20 protein-coding genes are annotated in these 23,367 nt (G+C 71.0%); 15 read left to right on the top strand and 5 right to left on the bottom strand.

Features of this window, described 5'->3' with window-relative positions; genetic code table 11:
- Positions 1-8 precede the first annotated feature (8 nt).
- Positions 9-1,244, top strand: coding sequence for a GNAT family N-acetyltransferase (locus ACFVYS_RS02100; protein WP_389497932.1), 1,236 nt, complete (start codon positions 9-11; stop codon positions 1,242-1,244).
- Between the two features lie 110 nt (positions 1,245-1,354).
- Here the strand turns inward: ACFVYS_RS02100 and ACFVYS_RS02095 are convergent, their stop codons facing one another.
- Both ACFVYS_RS02095 and ACFVYS_RS02090 read right to left on the bottom strand, forming a co-directional pair.
- Positions 1,355-2,161, bottom strand: a complete 807-nt coding sequence (locus ACFVYS_RS02095; RefSeq protein ID WP_389497930.1) for an Fpg/Nei family DNA glycosylase — start codon at positions 2,159-2,161, stop codon at positions 1,355-1,357.
- A 362-nt stretch (positions 2,162-2,523) separates the two neighbouring features.
- Positions 2,524-3,009, bottom strand: coding sequence for a ribose-5-phosphate isomerase (locus tag ACFVYS_RS02090; RefSeq protein ID WP_389497928.1), 486 nt, complete (start codon positions 3,007-3,009; stop codon positions 2,524-2,526).
- 214 nt (positions 3,010-3,223) lie between these two features.
- Between ACFVYS_RS02090 and ACFVYS_RS02085 the strand changes: the two genes are divergently transcribed.
- The gene (locus tag ACFVYS_RS02085) at positions 3,224-4,714 is read left to right on the top strand and encodes an amino acid permease (protein WP_389497926.1); all 1,491 of its coding nucleotides are present in this window, start codon (positions 3,224-3,226) and stop codon (positions 4,712-4,714) included.
- Between the two features lie 80 nt (positions 4,715-4,794).
- Here ACFVYS_RS02085 and ACFVYS_RS02080 read toward each other — a convergent pair whose 3' ends face one another.
- Positions 4,795-6,954: a protein kinase gene (locus ACFVYS_RS02080; protein WP_389497924.1), complete on the bottom strand. Its 2,160-nt coding sequence runs from the start codon at positions 6,952-6,954 to the stop codon at positions 4,795-4,797.
- A 310-nt stretch (positions 6,955-7,264) separates the two neighbouring features.
- Between ACFVYS_RS02080 and ACFVYS_RS02075 the strand changes: the two genes are divergently transcribed.
- Complete coding sequence (locus tag ACFVYS_RS02075) at positions 7,265-7,987, top strand: LPXTG cell wall anchor domain-containing protein (RefSeq protein ID WP_389497922.1); 723 nt, start codon at positions 7,265-7,267, stop codon at positions 7,985-7,987.
- 42 nt (positions 7,988-8,029) lie between these two features.
- On the opposite strand, the gene ACFVYS_RS02070 is transcribed toward ACFVYS_RS02075, so the two are convergent.
- On the bottom strand, positions 8,030-8,608 hold the full coding sequence (locus ACFVYS_RS02070) for a biotin transporter BioY (protein WP_389497920.1): 579 nt from the start codon (positions 8,606-8,608) through the stop codon (positions 8,030-8,032).
- 466 nt (positions 8,609-9,074) lie between these two features.
- Here ACFVYS_RS02070 and ACFVYS_RS02065 point away from each other — a divergent pair, with 466 nt between their 5' ends.
- The 12 genes from ACFVYS_RS02065 (at position 9,075) to ACFVYS_RS02010 (ending at position 22,558) form a co-directional block, all read left to right on the top strand.
- The gene (locus tag ACFVYS_RS02065) at positions 9,075-10,304 is read left to right on the top strand and encodes an ROK family protein (RefSeq protein ID WP_389497918.1); all 1,230 of its coding nucleotides are present in this window, start codon (positions 9,075-9,077) and stop codon (positions 10,302-10,304) included.
- A 298-nt stretch (positions 10,305-10,602) separates the two neighbouring features.
- Positions 10,603-11,670: an ABC transporter substrate-binding protein gene (locus tag ACFVYS_RS02060; RefSeq protein ID WP_389497916.1), complete on the top strand. Its 1,068-nt coding sequence runs from the start codon at positions 10,603-10,605 to the stop codon at positions 11,668-11,670.
- A 5-nt stretch (positions 11,671-11,675) separates the two neighbouring features.
- Entirely contained in the window at positions 11,676-12,572 is an 897-nt protein-coding gene (locus ACFVYS_RS02055) for an ABC transporter permease (RefSeq protein ID WP_389497914.1), read from the top strand.
- Positions 12,548-13,285: an ABC transporter ATP-binding protein gene (locus ACFVYS_RS02050; protein ID WP_389497912.1), complete on the top strand. Its 738-nt coding sequence runs from the start codon at positions 12,548-12,550 to the stop codon at positions 13,283-13,285. Before ACFVYS_RS02055 ends, ACFVYS_RS02050 begins: the two co-directional genes overlap by 25 nt.
- A gap of 44 nt (positions 13,286-13,329) precedes the next feature.
- Complete coding sequence (locus tag ACFVYS_RS02045) at positions 13,330-14,640, top strand: LLM class flavin-dependent oxidoreductase (protein WP_389498036.1); 1,311 nt, start codon at positions 13,330-13,332, stop codon at positions 14,638-14,640.
- 23 nt (positions 14,641-14,663) lie between these two features.
- Complete coding sequence (locus ACFVYS_RS02040; RefSeq protein WP_389497910.1) at positions 14,664-15,575, top strand: TauD/TfdA dioxygenase family protein; 912 nt, start codon at positions 14,664-14,666, stop codon at positions 15,573-15,575.
- Positions 15,576-15,687: 112 nt separating this feature from the next.
- Complete coding sequence (locus tag ACFVYS_RS02035) at positions 15,688-17,076, top strand: amino acid permease (protein ID WP_389497908.1); 1,389 nt, start codon at positions 15,688-15,690, stop codon at positions 17,074-17,076.
- A gap of 243 nt (positions 17,077-17,319) precedes the next feature.
- Positions 17,320-17,961 carry a superoxide dismutase gene (locus ACFVYS_RS02030; protein WP_389497906.1) on the top strand — a complete coding sequence of 214 codons (642 nt, stop codon included), beginning with the start codon at positions 17,320-17,322 and terminating at the stop codon, positions 17,959-17,961.
- A gap of 174 nt (positions 17,962-18,135) precedes the next feature.
- On the top strand, positions 18,136-18,378 hold the full coding sequence (locus ACFVYS_RS02025; protein ID WP_389497904.1) for a hypothetical protein: 243 nt from the start codon (positions 18,136-18,138) through the stop codon (positions 18,376-18,378).
- A 120-nt stretch (positions 18,379-18,498) separates the two neighbouring features.
- Positions 18,499-20,715 carry an MMPL family transporter gene (locus ACFVYS_RS02020; protein WP_389497902.1) on the top strand — a complete coding sequence of 739 codons (2,217 nt, stop codon included), beginning with the start codon at positions 18,499-18,501 and terminating at the stop codon, positions 20,713-20,715.
- A 5-nt stretch (positions 20,716-20,720) separates the two neighbouring features.
- On the top strand, positions 20,721-21,920 hold the full coding sequence (locus tag ACFVYS_RS02015; protein ID WP_389497900.1) for a sensor histidine kinase: 1,200 nt from the start codon (positions 20,721-20,723) through the stop codon (positions 21,918-21,920).
- Positions 21,917-22,558 carry a response regulator gene (locus ACFVYS_RS02010; protein ID WP_389497898.1) on the top strand — a complete coding sequence of 214 codons (642 nt, stop codon included), beginning with the start codon at positions 21,917-21,919 and terminating at the stop codon, positions 22,556-22,558. Before ACFVYS_RS02015 ends, ACFVYS_RS02010 begins: the two co-directional genes overlap by 4 nt.
- Before the next feature lie 28 nt (positions 22,559-22,586).
- On the opposite strand, the gene ACFVYS_RS02005 is transcribed toward ACFVYS_RS02010, so the two are convergent.
- Positions 22,587-23,360: an SAM-dependent methyltransferase gene (locus ACFVYS_RS02005; protein WP_389497897.1), complete on the bottom strand. Its 774-nt coding sequence runs from the start codon at positions 23,358-23,360 to the stop codon at positions 22,587-22,589.
- Positions 23,361-23,367 lie beyond the last annotated feature (7 nt).

Raw genomic sequence — 23,367 nt, 5'->3', positions numbered from 1 at the left:
TGCGGGAGATGCGGGAGTCGCGGGAACCACGAGTGCTGCGCCGGGACGAATGGGACGAGTGGTACGACACCCTGCTCCGCGCCTTCGGTGGGATCGGGGAGTCGACCGAGGAACGGGAGCTGTTCAGGGCGCTCACCTCGTACGAGCGCTCCCTGGGCGTGTGGGACGGCGACCAGTGCGTGGCCACGGCGGGGGCGTACGACTTCCGGCTGACCGTGCCGGGCGGGGCCTCGGTGCCGGCGGCGGGCGTGACGATGGTCGGCGTGAGCGCCACCCACCGGCGGCGCGGGGTGCTGACGTCGATGATGCGGCGACAGCTGGACGATGTGCGGGCCTGGGGCGAGCCGCTCGCGATCCTCACCGCCTCCGAACCGGACATCTACGGACGGTTCGGGTACGCCGCGGCGACCTACGGACTGCACGCCGAGATCGACACCAGTCGGGTACGGCTGTCCGTCCCGGCCGGCACGGACGACGTACGGCTGCGGTACGTCGACCCCGGGGCGGAGCTCGAGGTGTGCGAGGCGGTGTACGCGCGGACCGTGCCCGCCCGGGCCGGGATGCTCGCGCGTCGGCCCGGTTGGGAGCGGCTGGGGCTGCTCGACCCGGAGAGCGAGCGGGGCGGGGCGTCGCCGCTCCAGTGCGTGCTCGCCGAGCGGGACGGTGAGGTCACCGGGTACGTCCGCTTCCGGGTGCGGTCCGAGTGGCGGGACAGCGGGCACAACGGGCAGGTGCGGCTCCAGGACCTGGTGGGGGTCGATCCGGTGTCGGAGGCGGCGCTGTGGCGGTTCCTGTTCGGGATCGACCTCACGACCTCGCTGAAGGTGCGGGGGCGACCGATGGACGAGGCCTGGCGGCATCTCGTCTCCGACATCCGGCGGTGCGAGCTGCGGGTGCGTGACTCGTTGTACGTGCGGCCGGTGGACGTGGGCGCGGCGCTCGAGGCGCGGACGTATCAGGCGCCGGTGGACGTGGTGCTGGACGTCGAGGACGCCTTCTGCCCCTGGAACTCTGGGCGTTGGCGGCTGTCGGGGGACGCCAAGGGCGCGGTGTGCGGGCGGACCTCCGATGCCGCCGATCTCGCGTTGTCCGTACGGGAGTTGGGGGCGGCGTATCTCGGGGGTGTCAGCCTGGCCTCGCTGGCGGGGGCCGGGCGGGTGCGGGAGCTACGGCAGGGCGCGCTGGCGGAGGCCTCTGTCGGGTTCGGGGCGACGACCGCCCCCTGGCTGCCGCACGGGTTCTGACGGGCCTGCTTGTGACGGGGCCGCGCGGTCGGTCCTGCCGGTAGGTCGGTCCTGCCGGCCTGCCGGTACTGCCGCCAGGTCGGTCCTGTCGGCAGGTCGGGCACCAGCGGTCAGTTCTTCTGGCAGGTCGGGCACCAGAAGAGGTTGCGGGCGGCGAGGTCGGCGGTGCGGACGGCGTCGCCGCAGAGGTGGCAGGGCTGGTGCGTACGGCGGTAGACGTACACCTCGCCGCCGTGGTCGTCGACGCGCGGCGGGCGGCCCATCGCTTCCGGGGTGTGCTGCGGGCGGACCGTGTCGATGCGGTTGTTGCGGACGCCCTCGCGCATCAGGGCGACCAGGTCGGCCCAGATCGCGTCCCACTCGGTGGGGGTGATGTCCCTGCCCGCGCGGTACGGGTCGATGCGGTGCCGGAAGAGGACCTCGGCCCGGTAGACGTTGCCGACGCCGGCGATGATCTTCTGGTCCATGAGGAGGGCGGCGATCGTCGTACGGCTGCGGGAGACGCGGGTGTACGCGGCCCGGGGGTCGGCGTCGGCGCGGAGGGGGTCGGCGCCGAGGCGGGCGTGTATCGCCTGCTTCTCGTCGCCCGTGATCAGAGCGCAGGTGGTGGGGCCTCGGAGGTCCACATAGGAGGTGGGGTCGGCGAGGCGGAGACGGACGGTGTCCGTGGGCGGCGGCGCGGGGGCCGGGCCGAAGGTGACCTTGCCGAAGAGGCCCAGGTGGATGTGGATCCACCGGTCGCCGGTGAAGCCGAGGAAGAGGTGTTTGCCGTGGGCCTCGGTGTGGGTGAGGGGGGTGCCGGTGAGGAGGGCGGCGGCCTCGGTGAACTTGCCCTGGGGGCTGGTTACTCGGAGGGGGTGGTGGATGAAACGGGCGTAGTCCTGCGCCAGTCGGTGAATCGTGTGCCCTTCCGGCACCGGGGTCTCCTTCTCTTTCCCACCCGCCCACCCGACTCGGTCAGGTGACAGGCCACCCACGCCGGGGCTCCGCCCCGACCCTCGCCCGCCTACCCGACACTCGGCCAGGTGACAGGCCGGCCACACCGGGGCTCCGTCAGGACCTCGCCCACCCAGCCACCCGACTCGGCCAGGTGACAGGTAGACGTCCGGGGCTCCGCCCCAGGCCCCGCCGGGGGCTCCGCCCCGGGCACCCCCGGCGGGGCTCCGCCCCTGCGCCCCGGACAGGGCCTTACCCCCACACCCCGGTGGGACTTCGGCCCCCCATCACGGCAGGGCTTCGCCCTCCGCCCCGGCGGAGGGCGGCGAGGCTTCGGCCGCGCCTACTGCTGCGGGTGGTGGGGCGGGATTGCCGGGAGGTCGCCTGTGGTCTCGTACGACGACAGCATGTCGATGCGGCGGATGTGGCGTTCGTCCTCGGAGAACGGGGTGGCGAGGAAGGTCTCGACGAACTTCGTCGCCTCGTCCTGGGTGTGCATGCGGGAGCCGACCGCTACGACGTTGGCGTTGTTGTGCTGGCGGCCGAGGGACGCGGTCTCCTCGCTCCAGGCCAGGGCGGCACGGACGCCCTTCACCTTGTTCGCCGCGATCTGCTCGCCGTTGCCGGAGCCGCCGATCACGATGCCGAGGGACTCGGGGTCCGCGGCCGTCCGCTCCGCGGCGCGGAGGCAGAAGGGCGGGTAGTCGTCCTGGGCGTCGTAGACGTGGGGCCCGCAGTCGACCGGGTCGTGACCCGCCGCCTTGAGCCATTCGACGAGGTGGTTCTTGAGTTCGAAGCCGGCATGGTCCGAGCCGAGATACACGCGCATGGGATGAGTGTGACACGAGTGTTGCGGGGTAGCAGCGCCGGGTGCCGCGTCCGAAATCCCTGAGTAATCCCATAGAAGCTCAGGAAAACCTCAAGTAACGATCTGGAATCAAAGGTTCCCGAATTCATTCACCTCGGATTCACTGGACCGGCTCGTACGCCCCCACGCACGACGCACCTGATTCCCCTCACGCGGCGCAAAGGAAAACACCCTCATGACTTCGCAGCCGACCCTCACCAAGGCCGAGCACGGCCCAGGAGGTTCCGGAGAACCCGGAAGCGGATCCGGATCCGGACTTCAGGCAGGACTCAAGAACCGTCATCTGTCGATGATCGCCATCGGCGGGGTCATCGGAGCCGGACTGTTCGTCGGTTCCAGTACCGGTATCGCCACCGCCGGGCCGGGCATTCTGCTGTCCTACGCTCTCGTCGGCACGCTCGTGGTGCTGGTGATGCGGATGCTGGGCGAGATGTCCGCGGCCAATCCGACCTCCGGTTCGTTCTCCGCGCACGCCGACCGGGCGCTCGGCCGCTGGGCCGGGTTCTCCATCGGCTGGCTGTACTGGTTCTTCTGGGTCGTCGTGCTCGCGGTGGAGGCCACCGCCGGGGCCAAGATCCTCGAAGGGTGGATGCCCGGCGTACCGCAGTGGGGGTGGGCGCTCATCGTGATGGTGGTGCTGACCGCCACCAACCTGGTCTCCGTCGGGTCCTACGGCGAGTTCGAGTTCTGGTTCGCCGGGATCAAGGTCGTCGCGATCGGCGCCTTCATCGTCGTCGGCGGGCTCGCCGTCTTCGGCGTGCTGCCCGGTGCCGACAGCGACAAGGCGGGGCTCGGCAACCTCACCGACCACGGCGGCTTCCTGCCCAACGGACCCGGCGCCATCCTCACCGGCGTACTGCTCGTCGTCTTCTCCTTCATGGGCAGCGAGATCGCCACCCTCGCGGCCGGCGAGTCCGAGAACCCGCAGCGGGCCGTGACGAAGTCCACGAACAGCATCATCTGGCGTATCGGCGTCTTCTACCTCGGTTCGATCTTCGTCGTCGTCACGCTGCTGCCCTGGGACGACGCGTCCATCAAGGAGCAGGGCTCCTACGTGGCCGCCCTCGACTCCCTCGGGATCGCGCACGCCGGTCAGATCATGAACTTCATCGTGCTGACGTCGGTGCTGTCCTGTCTCAACTCCGGCCTCTACACGGCCTCCCGTATGGCCTTCTCGCTCGGCGAGCGGGGTGACGCGCCGAAGATGTTCGCCCGGACGACGAGTCGTGGCGTTCCTCTCGCGGCGATCGTCGCCTCGGTGCTGTTCGGGTTCGTCGCCGTCTTCTTCAACTACAAGTTCCCGGACTCCGTCTTCCTCTTCCTCGTGAACTCCAGCGGCGCCGTGGCCCTGTTCGTCTGGCTCGTGATCTGCTTCTCGCAGCTGCGGATGCGGAAGATCATCCAGGCCGAGTCGCCGGAGAAGCTGGTCGTGAAGATGTGGCTGTACCCGTATCTGACCTGGGCGACGGCCGCGCTGATCGTCTTCGTGCTCGGTTACATGCTGACCGACACCGAGGGGGAGAGCAGCGGGCGGACGACCGTGCTGCTGTCGCTGCTCGTCGCCGCCCTCGTGGTCGGCGTCGCCTTCCTGAAGGAGGGCCGGGTCAAGGCCAGGGCCCAGGCCGGGGCTACTGCCCCCGCCACCGCCGGGAGCGAAGTCGAGTAGTTCCGCCCGCACGCAGGCAGGCAGAGGGGTCCGCTTCGGCGGGCCCCTCTCCCTTTTCTCCCGCCCCACCGTCACGTACCTCACATCACCGTGAAGCTGTCCTTGACCTTCTCGTACGTCTTCAGGGCAGCCGCCTCGGCCGCGGGCTGGTACCAGGTGTTGATCTGGTACGACTTCCCGCTCTCGTCGAAGCCCAGGAGCCGGGCGTGCCAGGGGGTGCCCTGGAGGGTGAAGGTGTACTCCCATACGACCGCCGGCCGGCCTCGGAACGTCGTCTCCTCAAGGCGGATCTTGCTGTAGTCCCGGCCCTGGTGGGCGTTCCGTTCGGAAGTCCGCCAGGTGTCCATCAGGTCGCCGCGGGCCAGGGAGGACTTGGCGACGAGCTCCTGGCTGCCGTCGGGTGACGTGTAGTGCACCTCCGCTCCCGTCTTCACATCCCGCCGCCAGCCCTTGGGTGTCGCCCACGCGAAGCCTCCGGCCTCCTGGTGCGCGCCCGGGGGCAGGCTCGGGGGCCTGAACGTCCCCTCGACGGTGGGCGCCGCCGAGGCACTCGAACCGGAGCCGAAGCCTGATCCTGAGCCGGAAGCGGACCCGGAGTCGGCTCCGGCGCTCGAACCGGCGACCGGGGACGGCTCGGGCGAGGAGCCGCCTGCCTGGTGGTCGCCGTCGTGCGAGCCGGGGGCCGCCGCCAGCACGATCGCGAGGACCGTGGCCCCGACGACGACACCCACGGCGGCGACCGCGCCGGTGCGGCGACCCGTCCATCCCGCCCGACCACCGGGCGGCAGGCCCCGTCGACGGGTCGGCGACGGGTTCGGGGCGAGGTTGCGTTCCGTCACCGCGGCGGACCGGGAGAGCGCGATTCCGGAGCGTGGGGGTGAGATTCCCGGCGGGCCGGGGGAAGGCGGTTCGGAGCCCGACTCCGAGCGCATCTCCGAGGCCGCTTCGCTGGAGGTATCGGAGAAGACGGAGAAGACATCGGCGGAGGAGGCATCGGTGGAGGCGTCCGTCGCCTCAGACGCGCCAGCGGCGCCAGGGGCGTCGGGGGCGTCGGGGGCGTCGGGCGGGTGGGGCGACCTGGTGGCATTCAGGAGTACGCGAGTCGGCGACTCCCGCAGCGGCAACTCCCCCACGTCCGGGATCGGTTCCGGCACCCGATCCCACGTTGCCCCCTCGACCTCCTCGACCTCCTCGAACCCCTCGACCTCCTCGGCCCCTTCGATCCCCTCCGCCTGCTCGCCGACCCGCTCCGCCGCCGCGCTCGCGCTCCCCTCTCCCCCGGCCACCGTCAACGTCGGTGTGGGCGTGGGAGTGGGCGTAGGCGTGTGCGCGGGCGGCGGGAAGGCTATGCGCTCGAGGGTGGATTCCAGGTCGGTGAGGGTGGGTCGGGCTGTGGGTTCCTTCGCCAGGAGGGCGGTGAGGATGTCGTACAACGGGCCCGCGTTGGAGGGGAGTCGGGGCTCCTCGTAGAGGACCGCGTGCAGGGTCGCCAGGGTGGCGTCCCGGGAGAAGGGGGAGTGGCCGGCCAGGGCGGCGCAGAGCGTCGCGCCCAGGGACCACACGTCGGAGGGCGGGCCCTGCGGGTGGCCCGAGATGCGCTCGGGGGCCATGTAGTCGGGGGAGCCGACCAGCATGCCGACCATGGTCAACGCCTTCGTGTCCTGGATCGCGGCGATGCCGAAGTCGGTGAGGACGATCCGTCGGATGCCGGTCTCCCCGTTGCCCACGCCTCCCCGGTCTCCTGTGCTCCCCCACCCTCCCGCGTGCCCCGAGCTTCCCGCGTGCCCCGTACCTCCCACGTGCCCCGCGCTCCCGGCGCTCTCGGCGCCCTCCGCGCTCCTGGCACCCTCCGCGCTCCTGGCGCTCCCCCCGCCTTCCACCAGCACATTGCCCGGTTTGATGTCGCGGTGGAGCACTCCCCTCGCGTGCACCTGGCGCAGTGCCGTGACCAGGCCCAGGCCGATCCGGGCGGTTTCGCGTGGGCCCAGTGGGCCTTCCTCGGCCATGATCCGTTCGAGGGAGCGGCCGGCCACCAACTCCATGACGATCCAGAGGCGTTCGCCCTCGTCCACGACGTCGTAGACGCGCACCACGTGAGGATGGTCGATACGGGCGGTGGCCCTGGCCTCGCGCAGGGTGCGTTCGCGGCGGGTGCGGGTGTCCTCCGAGTCAAGGCCGTCGATGCGCATTTCCTTGACCGCGACCTGCCGGTCGAGAACCTCGTCGATGGCTCGCCACACGCGCCCCATTCCCCCCTGGCCGATAATCTCGACCAGCCGGTAGCGCCCCGTCACCAGTAACCCGGAGAAACCGCCACTCCCGGAATTCCCCGTGTTCCCCGTATTCCCCGGACCCCCCGCATTCCCGGTATCCCCCACGTTCCCCGGATTCTCTGTGTTTCCCGCATTTCCCGGCAATCCGCTGCACCCCCTCCATTGCCCGGCCCCGGAACACAATAGTCACACTTACTGCCCTATCAGCATAGTGTGGAGAAATCTTGTGGTACCTCTTCCAGTACTGCGAATTCAGGCGCAGCCAAGGGGGGCGAACATGAGTTCTCGTCATACGACGACCGTCGCCGGATCGCTGCTCGTGGCATCTTTCTCGGCGGTGTTGATCCTTTCCTTCCCTGCCGGGGCGGACGATCAGGGGCCGGGGAGCGGCAAGGGGGGAAAGCCCGTCGACGAGGCACCCGCGGGCGTCAAGACGACGACGACACTGCCGGAGCGGATCTCGGTCGACAACAGTTCCGGGAAAACGGCGATCACCGCCACGGTGAAGAACGAGGGGAACAAGGAGAGCGGACAGATAAGGCTTTTGGTCGTCGGTTTCGACGGCCTTGCGGTCAAAAGCGTTCAGGGGTGCGACGCCATCGCGGAGAAAGATCTTCCGGAAGGATCCAACAGCGGTTTCTCCTGCCCCATCGACAGTCTCGCGGCCGGGGCGTCGAAGTCGTACGCCGTCGACGCGACCTTCGACCTGAGCAAGACCGGCAAGATCTGTCTGCCCGTCCAGACCGCCGACGGGAAGAAGACGTTCTGGCAGCAGGGCCCGGTGCCGTTCGGTACGACGAACCCGTCGCCGAACGCGCCCGCCACCCCGCTGCTCCTCGGCACCGACAACACGCCGGTGGGTCCCGGCGGCGACGAACTGCCCAAGACGGGTGTCGGACGGGACGTGTTGCCGCTCGGCGCGGCCGGAGCCGCACTGCTCGCGGCGGGCGCGGCCGGACTGTGGTGGTCCCAGCGGCGGCCGGAGCGGCGGGAGAACTGACCGGGCCCACGCGAAAGGGGTTCGCCGTCAGTCTGAGGGCGGTTACTCCTTGACGAGCTTCCAGGCGGTCGGGAGCAGGCCCATCGCCAGGGCCGCCTTGACGGCGTCGCCGATCAGGAAGGGCGTGAGGCCGGCCGCGATCGCGGCGGAGGCGCTCATGTCGGCGGCGTAGGCCAGGTACGGGACGCCGACGAGGTAGATGATCGCCTCGCCCAGCAGCATCGTGCCCGCCATGCGCGGCACGGAGCGGTCGGCGCCCCGGCGGGCCAGGGCGCCCACGGCGGCGGTCGCGAGGATCATGCCGAGGATGTAGCCGAAGGAGACGGACACACCGGAGCTGCCGCCCGCGAACCACGGCACGCCGGCGAGACCGGCCACCGCGTAGACGGCGAGGGAGGAGACCCCGCGACGGACGCCGAGGGTGGTGCCGACGAGCAGCGCGGCGAAGGTCTGGCCCGTCACCGGGACCGGGGAGCCGGGGACCGGGACCGCGATCTGGGCCGCGAGGCCGGTGAGCGCGGCACCGCCGAGCACGAGCGCGATGTCCCGGACACGGGAAGCGGGGAGAAGGTCGGCGAGGACCTTTCCGGGACGAGCGGGGGTGACGGCGGCGGTGCTCATGGGGACTCCGCGAGATCGGGACGGACGGGACACGGCGACGCTATCCCAGGGGGCTCGGGGCGATCACCGTCCGCGGTCGACAAACGGTCGAACCCGAGGTTGGTGGGCTCCTGACAAAGGGTGGGGGTTACACGCGGTACGAGGTGACCCTGGTCACTGAGGTGGAGTGGTTCGCGATACGCGGGTGTCCCGGGCGGTCTCTGTAGGGTTTCGCCAATCGACCGACGGGCCGTCTCGCCCGTCGGTCGCCATCTGGGCAGGGCCGACCCCCTTTGCTAGCTTCGAGCCATGGTTGCCCAGGCCCAGGCCCTGAACTTCTCGTCGCGTCGCCATGTCGACCTGCGACGCGTGGGCGCGGCCGCCTGTCGCCCTCCGGTGTGAGGCGGGCGGAGCCGATCATCCGGCGCGCCGCGCTCCACAGACGGCGCAGTGTCGGACCGGCTCCCGACTTCCGAGGAAGTTCCCCATGCCCCGTACCGCGGCTCCTCCCGCCCCGCCCTCCCCCGTCACCCGGGTCGCCGACAGCGACCGGCGGCGTACCAGCGCCAGTGTGATCCTGCGGTCCGTGCTGGAGCACGGGCCGGTCGCGCGCTCCACCATCGCCCGGCTCACCGGGCTGTCCCCCGCTTCCGTCACCGACCACTGCGCCCGGCTCACCGGGCTCGGGCTGCTCCGGGAGGCGGCGGCGCCCCGGCGCAGCAACGGGGTGGGCAGGCCGCATGTTCCCGTGGATCTGGACGACTCGCGGTTCGTGGTGGGCGGGGTGCATGTGGCGGTGCCTTACACGACCGTGTCGCTGCTGGATCTGCGCGGCCGGGTGGTGGCACGGCGGGAGTTGAAGCACCGAGGCCGCCTCGAACCGTCCGGGGTGCTGGCGCGGGCCGCCGACGGGCTCGGCGCGCTGCTGGGGGAGGCCCCCGGCTGCCGGGCCCTCGGGGTGGGGGTCGCCGTGGGTGGCTGGGTGGACCGCGATTCGGGAACCGTCGTCGAGCATCCGCTGCTGGGGTGGCGGGACGTGCCGGTGCGGGAGACGGTCGGCGCGCGGACCGGGCTGCCGGTCCAGGTGGACGGACACGCCCGTGCGCTGGTCAACGCGGAGCGGCTGTTCGGGCAGGCGCGCGGCGACCTGAGCGTGCTGCATCTGTTCGTCGGGAACGTGGTCGACGCGGCGTTCGCCACGAACGACGAGGTGCACCACGGGCCGCGTTCGCAGGCCGGTGCCATCGCGCATCTGCCGTTGGCCGGCGGTACGGAGCCCTGTGCCTGCGGCCGGGTCGGCTGCCTCCAGGTGGAGCTGAGCGAGCGGACGTTGTGCCGGCGGGCCCGGCAGGCCGGGGTGATCGACGGGGTGAACCCGATGCACGTGGTCGCCGCGGCGGACGCCGGGAACCCGTCGGCGGTACGGCTGTTGCGGGAGCGGGCGCGGATGGTGGGCCGGGCGGCCGGGCTGCTGCTGGACGTGCTCAATCCGGAGCGGGTCGTCGTCACCGAGGTGGGCGTGCTGTTCCGGGAGGACTGCCTCGCCGCGCTGCGCGACGAGGTCGGGGCGGGGCGCTCCGCCGCCGTCTCGCCGAGCAGCTTCCCCGACTCCGTGCTGGCCGTGGCGGGCGGGGCGGTGGCGCTGGACGTGCTCTACCGGGATCCGCTGGCCTCGTCCCGGCCGCGTGCCGCGGGCGTCCCACCTGAGCCGAGTTAATTCAGAACCTCCGAATGTTGACAGGCCCCACACGTGGACAGGAACATCTTTCTCATGAGCTGTCGCACTTTCTGTTGCTGACGCCCCGGCGCGCCGGGAGCGCGCCCTTCTCCTGCCTTTAGCCGCAGGATTCGTTTCGGTCTTGTTGCAGATTCCTTGCGGACTTGCACCGGGTTTATTGCCGGTTTCTCTCGATTCCGCAAGCCCTTGCCGCCTCTGCCACGCCCGCTTTCCTCCGCCCGCTTTCCTCTGCCGGCTTCCACCTGCCTTGTCTCCGTTTTCCCCTGGGGGTTCTCCCGTGCCTGTTTCCCGTACGTCCGGTGTCGACCGGCGTCTCTTCCTCGCCTCGCTGCTGGGCGCCGCCGCCGGTGTCGCCGGGCTCAGCGGCTGCGCCGAGAGCAGTGCCGCCACCGGTGGCGAGGGTGCCTCCACGGCCCCGCTCGCCGACAAGGTGCCCGCCGGCACGAGTCTGAAGATCGCCTCCTACCAGGGCGCGCAGCAGTTGCAGCTGAAGCTGGCGAAGCTGCCCGAACTGCCCTTCACGGTGTCGAACTGGCTGAACATCGGGGCCGGTCCCGACGTCATCAACGCCTTCCGTGCGAAGTCCCTGGACGTCGCCAACAACGCGGGTATTCCGCCGATCCAGGCGCATTACCAGGGCTTCGACGCGAAGATCGTCGCGATCAACATCACCCGCAAGCCGAACTACGTCTTCGCCACCAAGCCGGGCAGCGACATCAGGACCGTGGACGACTTCCGCGGAAAGAAACTGGCGTTCTCGCAGGGGCAGGCGCAGGGCGTCGTCCTGCTGCGGGCGCTGAAGAAGGCCGGCCTGAAGTACGACGATGTGAAACTGGTCCCGCTGACCAGCAACCAGTTCCTCACCGCTCTTCAGTCGGGCCAGGTGGACATCGCCCCGCTCGGCAACACCCAGTCGCCCGCCTACCTCAAGCAGTACGAGTCCAAGGGCGCCCGCATCATCACCACCGACGTCGTCGACCTGCTCAGCCTGCTGTGGGCGCCGGCGTCCGTGCTGAACGACAAGGCGAAGGCCGCCGCCGTCGCCGCGTACATCCCGCAGTGGGCGCAGGGCCTGGTGTGGAGCTACGAGAACCCGGACGTCTGGAACGAGAAGTTCTACGTCAAGACGCAGAACCTGACCCTCGACCAGGCCCGGTCGATCACCGCGCTCGCCAACAAGCCGCTGTTCCCGCCGAGTTGGGACGAGGCCATCAAGTGGGAGCAGGAGACCGCGGACCTTCTCGCGGAGGGCGGCTTCGTGAAGAAGTTCGACGTCTCCTCGCTGTTCGACCACCGCTTCGAGGGCATCGCCGCCAAGTCCGTGGCAGCCGAGTACCGGAGTTGACCGTCATGACCACCAGTGCAAGCACGAGTACGACCACCACCGGCACGACCACGACCACGGTGCCCGCCGTCGCCGTCGCCGTCGACGCCGCCGACGGGTCTCGGGTCCGCCGCCGACAACGACGACGCCGTGGACTGGCTCCCGGCAAACCGTGGCCCGCCTCCCGGCTCGTCGGACCGCTGCTGCTCATCGTCCTGTGGGCCGCCGCCTCGGCCGCCGGGCAGCTGGACACCGGGGCGATCCCCGCGCCCTGGACGGTGCTGAGGACCGGCGTGAACCTGTGGACCGACGGGACGCTGACCACCGACGTCCTCACCTCGCTGGAACGCGCCGCCTACGGCTTCGCGATCGGCCTGACCGCCGGGGTGACGCTCGCGCTGGCCTCGGGTCTCACCCGGTCCGGGGAGGCCCTGATCGACGGGACCGTGCAGCTCAACCGGGCGATCCCGACCCTCGGTCTGATCCCGCTGTTCATCCTCTGGCTGGGCATCGGCGAGACCTTCAAGATCGCGATCATCGCCATCGTCGTCTACATCCCGATCTACCTCAACACACATGCCGCACTGTCCGGCATCGACCACCGGTTCGTCGAACTCGCCGAGGTCCAGGGCCTGTCGAAGGTCCAGTTCATCCGGCAGATCGTGATCCCCGGCGCCCTGCCCGGATTCTTCGTGGGACTCCGGCTCGGAGTGACCGGCTCCTGGCTGGGACTGGTGGTCCTGGAGCAGATCAACGCCACCAGCGGTCTCGGTTACCTGATGTTCCAGGCCCAGAACTACGGCCAGTCGGACGTCATCCTCGTCGGCCTCCTCATCTACGGCGTCTTCGGTCTCCTCTCCGACAGCGCGGTCCGTCTCATCGAACGGAGGGTGCTGTCGTGGCGCCGCACACTGAGCAGCTGACCCGCTCCGCCGCCGTCCAACTGCGCGGCCTGACAAGGTCGTTCGAGGCCCGCACGGTCCTCGACGGCATCGACCTGGACATCCCCGCCGGTCAGTTCGTGGCCCTTCTCGGGCACAGCGGGTCCGGCAAGAGCACCCTGCTGCGGGCGGTTGCCCACCTCGACCACGAGGTCGTCGGCAGCGGGCAGCTCACGGCCCCGGAGCGGGTGTCGGTGGTCTTCCAGGACTCCCGGCTGCTGCCCTGGCGGCGGGTGCTGGACAACGTACTGCTGGGTCTTGACGGCAAGGAGGCGGAGCAGAGGGGCCGCGAGGCCCTCGCCGAGGTGGGACTGAAGGGCCGCGAGCGGGCCTGGCCCAACGAGCTGTCCGGCGGTGAGGCGCAGCGAGCCGCACTGGCCCGCTCGCTGGTCCGCGAACCCGAACTCCTCCTCGCGGACGAGCCGTTCGGGGCGCTGGACGCCCTGACCCGGATCAAGATGCACACCCTGCTGCGCGAGCTGTGGGAGCGCCACCGGCCTTCCGTGCTGCTCGTCACCCATGACGTGGACGAGGCGATCGTGCTCGCCGACCGGGTCCTCGTCCTCGACCACGGCCGTATCGGCCTCGACCTGACCATCGACCGCCCGCACCCGCGCTCGTACCGGGACCCGCTGCTCGGCGAGTACCGCGAACGGCTGCTCGCCGCCCTGGGCGTCACGGAGGACCACAAGTGACCACGGCTCACCCCGGACGACAGCTCCACCTCAACGCGTTCCTGATGAACACCGGCCACCACGAGGCGTCCTGGCGGCTCCCGGAGAGCGACCCGTACGCCCACGTGGAACTGGACCACTACGTCCACCTGGCCCGGATCGCCGAACGCGGCACCTTCGACTCCCTGTTCCTCGCCGACGGCCCGCAGCTCTGGGGCAACATCGCCCAGCGCCCGGCCGGCGCCCTGGAGCCGCTCACCCTGCTGACCGCGCTGGCGACGGCCACCCGGCACATCGGCCTCATCGCCACCGCCTCCACGTCCTACAACTCCCCCTACAACCTGGCCCGTAAGTTCGCCTCGCTCGACATCATCAGCGGCGGCCGGGCGGGCTGGAACATCGTCACCACCGCAGGCGCCGAGGCCGCCCGCAACTTCGGTCTGGACGCCGAGCCCGCGCACGCCGAGCGCTACGCCCGCGCCGGTGAGTTCCTCGACGTGGCCCTGAAGCTCTGGGACAGCTGGGAGGACGACGCGATCGTCGCCGACAAGGCGGCCGGCGTCTGGGGCGACGACACGAAGGTCCACCCGCCTCGGCACCAGGGCAGGTACTTCAGTGTCGAGGGCGCCCTCAACGTCCCGCGTTCCCCGCAGGGTTACCCACTGCTGGTGCAGGCCGGGTCGAGCGAGGACGGCAAGACGTTCGCGGCCCGGTACGCGGAGGCGGTGTTCACCGCGCAGCAGACGCTCGCCGACGCGCAGGCCTTCTACGCCGACCTCAAGTCCCGTACCCGGCAGGCCGGCCGGGACCCCGAGCACATCAAGGTGCTGCCCGGGATCGTCCCGGTGATCGGCTCGACGGAGGCCGAAGCCCGGGCGAACGAGCAGGTCCTCGAGGACCACATCGTGCACACGCACGGCGTCCAGCGGCTGGAGCAGCTGCTCCAGCTGGAGCCGGGCGCCCTGGAGCTGGACGCGGAGCTGCCCGCCGATCTGCCGCCGGAGAGCGCGATCGAGGGCGCCAAGAGCCGCTACACCCTCGTGGTGGAGCTGGCCCGGCGCGAGCGGCTCACCGTGCGGCAGCTGATCGGGCGGCTCGGCGGCGGGCGCGGGCACCTCACCTTCGCGGGCACGCCCGAGCAGGTCGCCGACGCGATCGAGAGCTGGTTCACCCAGGGCGCCGCCGACGGGTTCAACATCATGCCCGCGGTGCTGCCCTCGGGTCTGGACGCCTTCGTCGACCACGTCGTGCCGATCCTGCGCGCCCGCGGCCTGCTGCGCCGCGAATACGGCCCGCGCACGACCCTGCGCGAGCGGTACGGCCTGCCGCGCCCCGCCAACCAGTACGTGAACGCCCCCGCACCCGTCCTCGTCTGACCCTCGCCCGAAAGGAACCTCCCATGAGCATCGAGATCCGCAAGGTCACCGCGAACATCGGCGCCCAGGTCTCCGGCGTCGACATCGCGAAGCCCCTCGACGAGGAGACCTCCGCGGCCCTGCGCGAGGCGCTCAACGTCCACAAGGCCCTGGTCTTCGACGACGTGAACCTGGACGACGCGGGCCAGCAGGCCTTCGTCCGCCACTTCGGCGACCTCACCACCGCCCACCCGACCGTGCCGGCCGTCGACGGCGCCCCGAACGTGCTGCCGGTCGACAGCGAGCGCGGCCGCGCCGCCAACCACTGGCACACGGACGTCACCTTCGTCCTCAACCCGCCGCAGGCCAGCACCCTGCGCAGCCTGGTCCTCCCGCCGTACGGCGGCGAGACCCTGATCACCAGCTCGGCGGCGGCCTACCGTCAGCTGCCGGAGCCGCTCAGGCAGCTCGCCGACACCCTGTGGGCCGAGCACACCAACGACTACGACTACGCGGTGCCGGAGGAGACGGTCGACGAGGCACAGGCCGCCGCGCGCGCCCAGTTCACCTCGATCAAGTTCCGCACGGTCCACCCGGTGGTCCGCGTGCACCCGCTGACCGGGGAGCGCGGACTGTTCATCGGCGGGTTCGCGCAGCGCATCGTGGGACTGTCGCCGGGCGAGTCCCGCAAGATCCTCGACCTGCTCCAGTCGTACGTCACCCGGCCGGAGAACATCCTGCGCCACCGCTGGTCGGAGAACCAGCTGGTCCTGTTCGACAACCGCATCACGCAGCACTACGCGGTCGACAACTACGACGGCCGGCCCCGCCGGCTGCACCGGGTGACGGTCGCTGGTGACATCCCGGTCGGCATCGACGGCAAGGAGAGCTACTCGATCGAGGGCGACGCGGCGCACTACACCTCCGTAGCGGCCAACGCCTCCGTAGCGGCCTAGACACACCGCGTATCCGGTCCGTCCGGATGGTGGGCAGCCCCTCCGCCCGAGCGGAGGGGCTGCCCAGACTGTGGGCGTTTTGCCCATCTCACGCATTGGACGAGCCGCGCCCATGCCCAGCAGCACCACCGTCGGGACTCCGCCGGGGCCGGACGTCACCCTGTCCCACGGCCTCAAACAGCGCCATCTGTCGATGATCGCCCTCGGTGGTGTCATCGGCGCCGGTCTCTTCGTCGGCTCGGGCGCGGGTATCGCCGCCGCCGGTCCGTCGATCGTCCTCGCCTACGCCCTCTCCGGCCTGCTCGTGATGCTGGTGATGCGCATGCTGGGCGAGATGTCGGCCGCGTATCCCTCGTCGGGCTCGTTCTCCGCGCACGCCGAGCGGGCCTTCGGCCCCTGGGCGGGCTTCGCCGTGGGGTGGGCCTTCTGGGTCCTGCTCTGCACGGCCGTCGGCCTGGAGGGCATCGGCGCCGCGAAGATCGTCACGGGCTGGCTGCCGGGCACCCCCGAGTGGGCCTGGGTGGCGCTGTTCATGCTCCTGTTCTGCGGGACGAACCTTGCCGCCGTGAAGAACTTCGGCGAGTTCGAGTTCTGGTTCGCGGCCCTGAAGGTCGGCGCCATCACCCTGTTCCTGGTGCTGGGCGTGCTGGCCGTGGCCGGCCTCCTGCCGGGCACGGACTCCCCGGGCACATCCCATCTGGGCGAGTTCTTCCCGCACGGCGGCGAGGGCCTGGTCGTCGGCCTGCTCGCGTCCGTCTTCGCGTACGGCGGCCTGGAGACGGTCACCATCGCCGCCGCCGAGTCGGAGAACCCGGTCCGGGGCGTGGCGAGCGCGGTCCGTACGGCGATGTGGCGCATCGCGCTGTTCTACGTCGGCTCCATGGCCGTCATCGTCACGCTCGTACCCTGGGACGCGAAGGCGGTCGTCGAGCAGGGCCCCTACGTCGCCGCTCTCGACCGTCTCGGCATCCCGGGGGCCGGCCAGGTCATGAACGTGGTGGTGCTGGCCGCGCTGCTCAGCGCCATGAACGCCAACGTCTACGGCTCCTCGCGGATCGCGTACTCGCTGGTGGAGCGGGGCCACGGCCCGAAGGCACTGGGCCGGGTGTCGGGCGGCGCGCCCCGGGTCGCGGTGCTCGTCTCCTGTGTCTTCGGCTTCGGTTGTGTGCTGCTCAGCTACTGGCGTCCGGACGATGTGTTCCCCTGGCTGCTGAACATGATCGGCGCGGTGATCCTGGTCGTCTGGATCTTCATCGCGCTCTCCCAGCTGCGGTTGCGCGGCCGGCTGGAGCGGGAGGCGCCCGAACGGCTGACCGTCCGGATGTGGGCGTTCCCGGTGCTCACCTGGGTCGCGTTGGCGGGGATGGCGGGGATCCTCGTCCTGATGGCCCGGGAGCCGGGTACCCGGGTACAGCTGTACTGGTCGGGCGGGATGACGGCGTTCCTGGCGGCCGTGGGGTACGCCCGGCAGCGGCAGCAGAACGGGCGGGCCACGGACTGACCTGCCCGGCCCGCTCCCTCTCCCCTCACTCTCTCCCTCCCCTCTCCCCTCACTCTCTCCCTCCCCTCTCCCCTAGGCCCCGTCCCCTCGGCCCTCACGCCCCTCGGCCCTCGGCCCTCACGCGAAAGACGCGTGGGGGCCTTTTCGTTGCCGCCACGCTCGGCGCGCTTGCCCGGAACCCCCTTCTTGTTGCTAGCCTGCACTTGCAAGTTACTTGCAATAAGAGGTTCGAGGGGATCCCGCATGCCCGTCTACACGCTGCCCGAACTGCCCTACGACTACTCCGCGCTCGCCCCCGTGATCAGCCCGGAGATCATCGAGCTGCACCACGACAAGCACCACGCGGCCTATGTGAAGGGCGCCAACGACACGCTGGAGCAGCTGGCCGAGGCGCGGGACAAGGAGCAGTGGGCGGCGCTGAACGGCCTGGAGAAGAACCTGGCCTTTCACCTCTCCGGCCACATCCTGCACAGCATCTACTGGTCCAACATGACCGGCGACGGCGGCGGTGAGCCCTTGGCGGCGGACGGCGTCGGCGACCTCGCGGACGCGATCACCGAGTCGTTCGGCTCGTTCGCCGGTTTCAAGGCCCAGCTGACCAAGGCGTCCGCGACGACACAGGGTTCCGGCTGGGGCGTCCTCGCCCACGAGCCGCTCAGCGGCCGGCTGATCGTCGAGCAGGTCTACGACCACCAGGGCAACGTCGGCCAGGGTTCCGTGCCGATCCTCGTCTTCGACGCCTGGGAGCACGCCTTCTACCTCCAGTACAAGAACCAGAAGGTCGACTTCATCGAGGCCATGTGGGCCGTCGTGAACTGGCAGGACGTGGCCCGGCGGCACCAGGCCGCGAAGTCCCGCGCGGACGTACTGCTGCTCGCCCCCTGAGGCGCCGTGAAGCGTCCTGCCTCGTGATCGTCTTCTCACCCTTCACGGCGGCAGGCGGAGTGAAGGATCGGCCCCGCGAGGACCTGACTCGCGGGGCCGATCCCGTGTACGCCGTTCCCGTACGCCCGGGCGGGGGCTTCCGCAAGGGCGATGTTCCGGGTGACAGTGGCCCGCATGGGTCTTCCGAAGAGGCGTTGTCCCAACTGCGGTGACACCGAACAGCACTTCCGGCACCTGCACGGCCCCGAGCGGGCCTTCGCCCTGACGCAGACGCAGGTGCTGGTGCACCGGGCGGATCTCGACAAGTACCGGCGCTGTACCCGCGAAGGCTGTGTGCGGGTGCAGTCCTACTTCAACTGGCGGTCCGGCTTCGACCTCCCGGAGGAGTTCCGGACGTCTCCGCAGCCGGCCGCCTAGGGGAGATCCCCCGGCCCCGTCGGGGGATCTCCCCACCCTCCGGGTCCACCGATCGGTGGACGGGAAGTTCAACCGGGCACCTCTGTCCGCCAACTGCCCTGGCCGGACAGGCTTTTGGGCATGAACTCACTCACTGTGCGCATCGCGCGTTCCAGCGCGCGGCACCCCTGGCGGGCGCTCGTCGGCTGGCTGGTCTTCGTGGCGCTCTGCCTGGCGGCCGGCAGCGCCGTCGGGATGAACAGCGCGAGGACGGCCGACTACCGGGTCGGCGAGGCCGGCCGGGCCGAGGCCATGGCGGCCGAGGGGCAGCTGGAACGCAGATCCGCCGAACAGGTGCTGATCTCCGCGCGGTCGGGCACCCTCGGCACCGAGGCGGCCCGCGCCGCCGTCCGGGATCTCACCGTCCGGATGGAGCGGCTGCCCGAGGTCGCCGAGGTGGCCGCGCCGGTCCGCTCCGCCGACGGCCGGATCCTCATGGTCGAGGTGGCGCTGCGGGGCGAGGAGCGGGACGCCAAGGACAAGGTCGACGCGCTCACCGCGCAGACCACGGCCGTCCAGCGAGCCCACCCGGAGCTGCTGCTCCAGGAGACCGGCAGCCCCTCCATCAGCAAGGGCGTCGACGAACAGCGCGGCGCCGACCTCGCGCTCTCCGAGAAGATCACGCTGCCGGTCACGCTGCTGACCCTGCTGGTCGTGTTCGGCTCGCTCACCATGGCCGCCGTACCGCTGCTGCTCGCACTGTCGTCGATCGCGGCGGCCGTCGGCCTGTCGATGGTGGCCTCGCACGTCTCCCCCGACACCGGGGTCGGCACGAACGTCATCCTGATGATCGGCCTCGCCGTCGGCGTCGACTACACGCTCTTCCATCTGAAGCGGGAGCGCGAGGAGCGGGCCCGCTCCGGGGGGCGGCTGAGCTCGCAGGCCCTGGTCGAGCTGGCGGCCGCCACCTCGGGCCGGGCGGTGATGGTCTCCGGGTTCGCGGTCGTCGCCTCCACCGCCACGCTGTACCTGGCCTCGGACGTCATCTTCTCCTCGCTCGCCACCGGCACGGTGGTGGTCGTCCTGGTCGCGATGGCCAGCTCCCTGACGGCGCTCCCCGCGCTGCTGACGGTGCTGGGGAAGCGGGCGGAGCGCAGGGCCGCGCGCCGGGCGGAGCGGGGCAGGCCCGTCCGCCGCCCCCGAGGCGGAAGCGGCGGAAGGGGCGAGAGCGGCGGCCGGGTCTGGACCGCGCTGCTGCGCCCCGCCGCCCGGCACCCCCTCGCCACCCTCGGTGTCTCCGTCCTCGCCCTGCTCGCACTCGTCGTCCCGCTGGCGGGCCTGCACATCACGGAGATGAGCCGGGACACCCACTCCCGAGAGATCCCCGCCATGCGGGTGTACGACCGGCTCAACGAGGCGTTCCCGCAGCACCGGGTCACCCACCAGGTGGTCGTACGCGCCGACGCCGGACGGGCCGCCGAGGTCGCCGGGGCCCTGGACGCACTGACCCGGCTCACGGACGCCGACCCCCTGTTCAGCGGCACGCCCCGGCTCCGCACCTCCGCGGACCACCGTGTCAGCACCCTCGAACTGCGCGTGCCGTACCTCGGCGACTCCGACCAGGCCCACGACTCGCTCGACCACCTGCGCCACGACTACCTGCCCGCCACCGTCGGCCGGATCGCCGGCGCCGAGTACGGCGTCAGCGGTGACGTGGCCCGGTACACCGACTATCCGGCGCACCAGAACGGCAAACTGCCGCTCGTCCTCGGGGCGTTGCTGCTGGTGACCTTCCTGATGACGCTGTACGCGTTCCGTTCCGTCGTCCTCGGACTGATCGGCGTGATGCTGAACCTGCTGTCGGCGGCGGCCGCGCTCGGGCTGCTGGTCCTCGTCTTCCAGCACACCTGGGCCGAGGGGCTGCTGGACTTCCGCTCCACCGGGTCGATCGGGTCGCGGGTCCCGCTGTTCCTGTTCGTGATCCTCTTCGGACTCTCCATGGACTACCAGGTGTTCGTCGTCAGCAGGATCCGGGAGGCCGTGCTCGCGGGCACCCCGACCCGGCAGGCGGTGCTCGACGGGGTCCGCCGGTCGGCGAGCGTGGTGACCAGCGCGGCGGTCGTGATGACGACGGTGTTCGTGAGCTTCGTCTTCCTCCACATCATCGAGATGAAGCAGATCGGGTTCGTGCTCGCGGCGGCCGTCCTGCTGGACGCCTTCGTCGTACGCATCCTGATCCTGCCGTCGGCGATGCTGCTGCTGGGCGAGCGGAGCTGGTGGCCGGCGCGACCGGACCGGGGGACGGCGGAGCCGGGGGCCCAAGTGACCCCCGGGCGGCCGGTGGTCGACGTACGTTGATCGGTATGACCGCTCTCGCCGGGCCCTCCGCCGACGCCTTCTGGGCCACCTCCCTGCGCCGCTGGAACGCGGTGTGCTGGGTGCTGTTCGCGGCGATGGCCGTCGGGATCACCGCCCTTGGCCGGCCCGGCGGGGGCATGTACGAGGCGCTCGCGCTGCTGGGCGGCGTGGTGCTGTGCTACGCGGTCCTCGACCGCTTCCCTGACAACCCCGTGGTGCGGCCGCACGGCTATCTCACGGTGCTGGTGCTCTCGCTCGGCGGGCTGGCGTATCTGCGGACCAGCTACGCGGCGCTGTTCATGGTGACGCTGCCGCACTACTGGATGTTCGGGCGGACCCCGAGGATCTCGATGGCTTTCCTGGGGCTCGCCACCGCCTCGACACTGCTGGGCAGTTGGCTTCTGCAGGGCTGGTCGGCGGAGTTCCTCGGCGAGACGGCCGTATCCACCCTCATCGTCGTCGCGGTGGGGGTGCTGATCGGGCTGTGGGCGCACTCGGTGGTCGCGCAGAGCACCGAACGGGCGCGGCTCATCGAGGAGTTGGAGCGGACGCAGGCGCAGCTCTCCGCGGCGCACCAGCGGCAGGGCGCGGCGGACGAACGGGAGCGGCTGGCGCGCGAGATCCACGACACCCTCGCGCAGGGCTTCGCGTCGATCGTGGTGCTGGCGGAGGCGGCCCGCGCCGGGATGGCGGCCGATCCGGGGCGCAGCGCCCATCAGTTGCGGTCGATCGAGTCGACGGCCCGCGAGAACCTGGCGGAGGCACGGGAGTTGGTGGGCTCGGGCGGGCAGGCGGACGCCGCGGTGGCGGGCTCCGCGGCGCCGGCGCTACGGCGGGTCCTGGACCGTTTCGTCGAGGACACCGGGCTCACCGTGGACGCCGACCTGGCGGACCTCGACTGCGACCAGCGGACCCGGATCGCGCTGCTGCGCTGCACCCAGGAGTCCCTGGCCAATGTGCGCAAGCACGCCCGGGCCTCCACGGTCGGGGTGGTACTGGCCCGGCGGCCCTACGGGGTGGAGCTGGAGATCACCGACGACGGCGCCGGGTTCGTGGTGGAGGAGTCGAGGGGCTTCGGACTGGACGGGATGCGCAAGCGGGTGGCGGAACTGGGCGGACGGCTGACGGTGACCAGCTCGGTCGGGGACGGGACGCGGATCCTGGCGTCGATCCCGCTGGCCCGGGGCGCGGAGGGAGCGGCATGAGCGAGGTGGCGGCGCTGCGGGTCGTCGTGGTCGACGACCACACCGTGATGCGGGCCGGGGTGGTGGCCCTGCTGGCCGGTGAGGACGGCATCGAGATCGTCGGCGAGGCGGGCGACGGCCGCGCCGCCCTCGACCTCGTCGAGCGGCACGACCCCGACGTGGCCCTGGTCGATCTGCGGATGCCGGTACTCGACGGGGTCACCACGACGACCGAGATCGTCGCCCGCCATCCGCGCACCCGGGTGCTGATCCTGACGACGTACGACACGGACGCGGACATCGAGCGCGGGGTGGAGGCCGGCGCCATCGGCTACCTGTTGAAGGACACCACGCGCGAGCAGCTCGTCGACGCGATCCGGGCGGCGGCACGCGGGGAGACGGTGCTCGCGCCCCGGGTCGCTCAGAAGCTGGTGGCCCGGCTGCGGCGCCCGGTCCAGGAGGCGCTCACCGCCCGGGAGACGGACGTCCTCGGCGCGGTCGCCGACGGGCTGACCAACGCCGAGATCGGCCGGCGTCTGGGGATCTCGGAGGCCACCGTCAAGACCCATCTGCTACGCATGTTCGCCAAGCTCGACGTGAACGACCGGACCCGGGCGGTGGTGGTGGCCATGGAGCGGGGGCTGTTGCGCCGGCCGTGACACCGGCCGAGGGGCGCGGCGCCGGGCGTCAGAGCTTGCGGCCGACGCCGCCGTGCTGGCCGATCGGCGGCGGAGGCGTTCCGTCCGGGCGCCACATCGGGACGGACACCACGCCCGGTGGCACCAGTTCGAGGCCCTCGAAGTAGCCCTCGATCTGCTCGACCGGGCGCAGGAAGTACGGGACGGCCCCGGTCTCGTTGTAGGCGTCCTGGGCCTGCTCGTAGGCGGGGTCGGTGCCGCGGGAGCCGTCGTTGACGCAGAGGTGGCTGCCGGAGGGCAGGCCGGACAGCAGGGCGCGGACGAGGTCGCGGGCGCGGTCGTAGCTCTCGACGTGGCCGAGGATGCCGCTGAGGATCAGGGCGGTGGGGCGGCTCAGGTCGAGGGTGCGGCCCGCCGCTTCCAGGATGCGCGCGGGCTCGTAGAGGTTCAGGTCCTCGTAGGCGGTGACACCCTCGGGGGTGGAGGTGAGCAGGGCGCGGGCGTGGGCGAGGACCAGGGGGTCGTTGTCGACGTAGACGATCCGCGACTCGGGCGCGAGGCGCTGGGCGACCTCGTGGGTGTTGTCGACGGTGGGCAGCCCGGTGCCGACGTCGAGGAACTGGCGGATGCCCGCCTCCTCGACCAGGTAACGGATGCCGCGGCCCAGGAAGGCGCGGCTGCTGCGGGCGATGGTGACGATGCCGGGGAAGACGGCGGTGTAGGCGTCGCCGGCCTCCTCGTCCACCGGGTAGTTGTCCTTGCCGCCCAGCCAGTAGTTCCAGATACGGGCCGAGTGCGGTACCGAGGTGTCGATCTCCGTCATGAGGTCC

Source organism: Streptomyces sp. NPDC058295, assembly GCF_042880655.1.
GTDB classification, from domain to species: Bacteria; Actinomycetota; Actinomycetes; order Streptomycetales; family Streptomycetaceae; genus Streptomyces; species Streptomyces coriariae.
This window is presented reverse-complemented; position numbering and strand designations above follow the sequence as displayed.

What these genes read in the sequence shown, in the direction of transcription:
- ACFVYS_RS02100 (WP_389497932.1), top strand. Translation starts at nt 9, where the DNA reads ATGCGGGAGTCGCGGGAACCACGAGTGCTGCGCCGGGACGAATGGGAC.
- ACFVYS_RS02090 (WP_389497928.1), bottom strand. Translation starts at nt 3,009, where the DNA reads ATGCGCGTGTATCTCGGCTCGGACCATGCCGGCTTCGAACTCAAGAAC.
- ACFVYS_RS02085 (WP_389497926.1), top strand. Translation starts at nt 3,224, where the DNA reads ATGACTTCGCAGCCGACCCTCACCAAGGCCGAGCACGGCCCAGGAGGT.
- ACFVYS_RS02075 (WP_389497922.1), top strand. Translation starts at nt 7,265, where the DNA reads ATGAGTTCTCGTCATACGACGACCGTCGCCGGATCGCTGCTCGTGGCA.
- ACFVYS_RS02070 (WP_389497920.1), bottom strand. Translation starts at nt 8,608, where the DNA reads ATGAGCACCGCCGCCGTCACCCCCGCTCGTCCCGGAAAGGTCCTCGCC.
- ACFVYS_RS02065 (WP_389497918.1), top strand. Translation starts at nt 9,075, where the DNA reads ATGCCCCGTACCGCGGCTCCTCCCGCCCCGCCCTCCCCCGTCACCCGG.
- ACFVYS_RS02055 (WP_389497914.1), top strand. Translation starts at nt 11,676, where the DNA reads ATGACCACCAGTGCAAGCACGAGTACGACCACCACCGGCACGACCACG.
- ACFVYS_RS02045 (WP_389498036.1), top strand. Translation starts at nt 13,330, where the DNA reads ATGAACACCGGCCACCACGAGGCGTCCTGGCGGCTCCCGGAGAGCGAC.
- ACFVYS_RS02040 (WP_389497910.1), top strand. Translation starts at nt 14,664, where the DNA reads ATGAGCATCGAGATCCGCAAGGTCACCGCGAACATCGGCGCCCAGGTC.
- ACFVYS_RS02035 (WP_389497908.1), top strand. Translation starts at nt 15,688, where the DNA reads ATGCCCAGCAGCACCACCGTCGGGACTCCGCCGGGGCCGGACGTCACC.
- ACFVYS_RS02030 (WP_389497906.1), top strand. Translation starts at nt 17,320, where the DNA reads ATGCCCGTCTACACGCTGCCCGAACTGCCCTACGACTACTCCGCGCTC.
- ACFVYS_RS02025 (WP_389497904.1), top strand. Translation starts at nt 18,136, where the DNA reads ATGGGTCTTCCGAAGAGGCGTTGTCCCAACTGCGGTGACACCGAACAG.
- ACFVYS_RS02020 (WP_389497902.1), top strand. Translation starts at nt 18,499, where the DNA reads ATGAACTCACTCACTGTGCGCATCGCGCGTTCCAGCGCGCGGCACCCC.
- ACFVYS_RS02015 (WP_389497900.1), top strand. Translation starts at nt 20,721, where the DNA reads ATGACCGCTCTCGCCGGGCCCTCCGCCGACGCCTTCTGGGCCACCTCC.
- ACFVYS_RS02010 (WP_389497898.1), top strand. Translation starts at nt 21,917, where the DNA reads ATGAGCGAGGTGGCGGCGCTGCGGGTCGTCGTGGTCGACGACCACACC.
- ACFVYS_RS02005 (WP_389497897.1), bottom strand. Translation starts at nt 23,360, where the DNA reads ATGACGGAGATCGACACCTCGGTACCGCACTCGGCCCGTATCTGGAAC.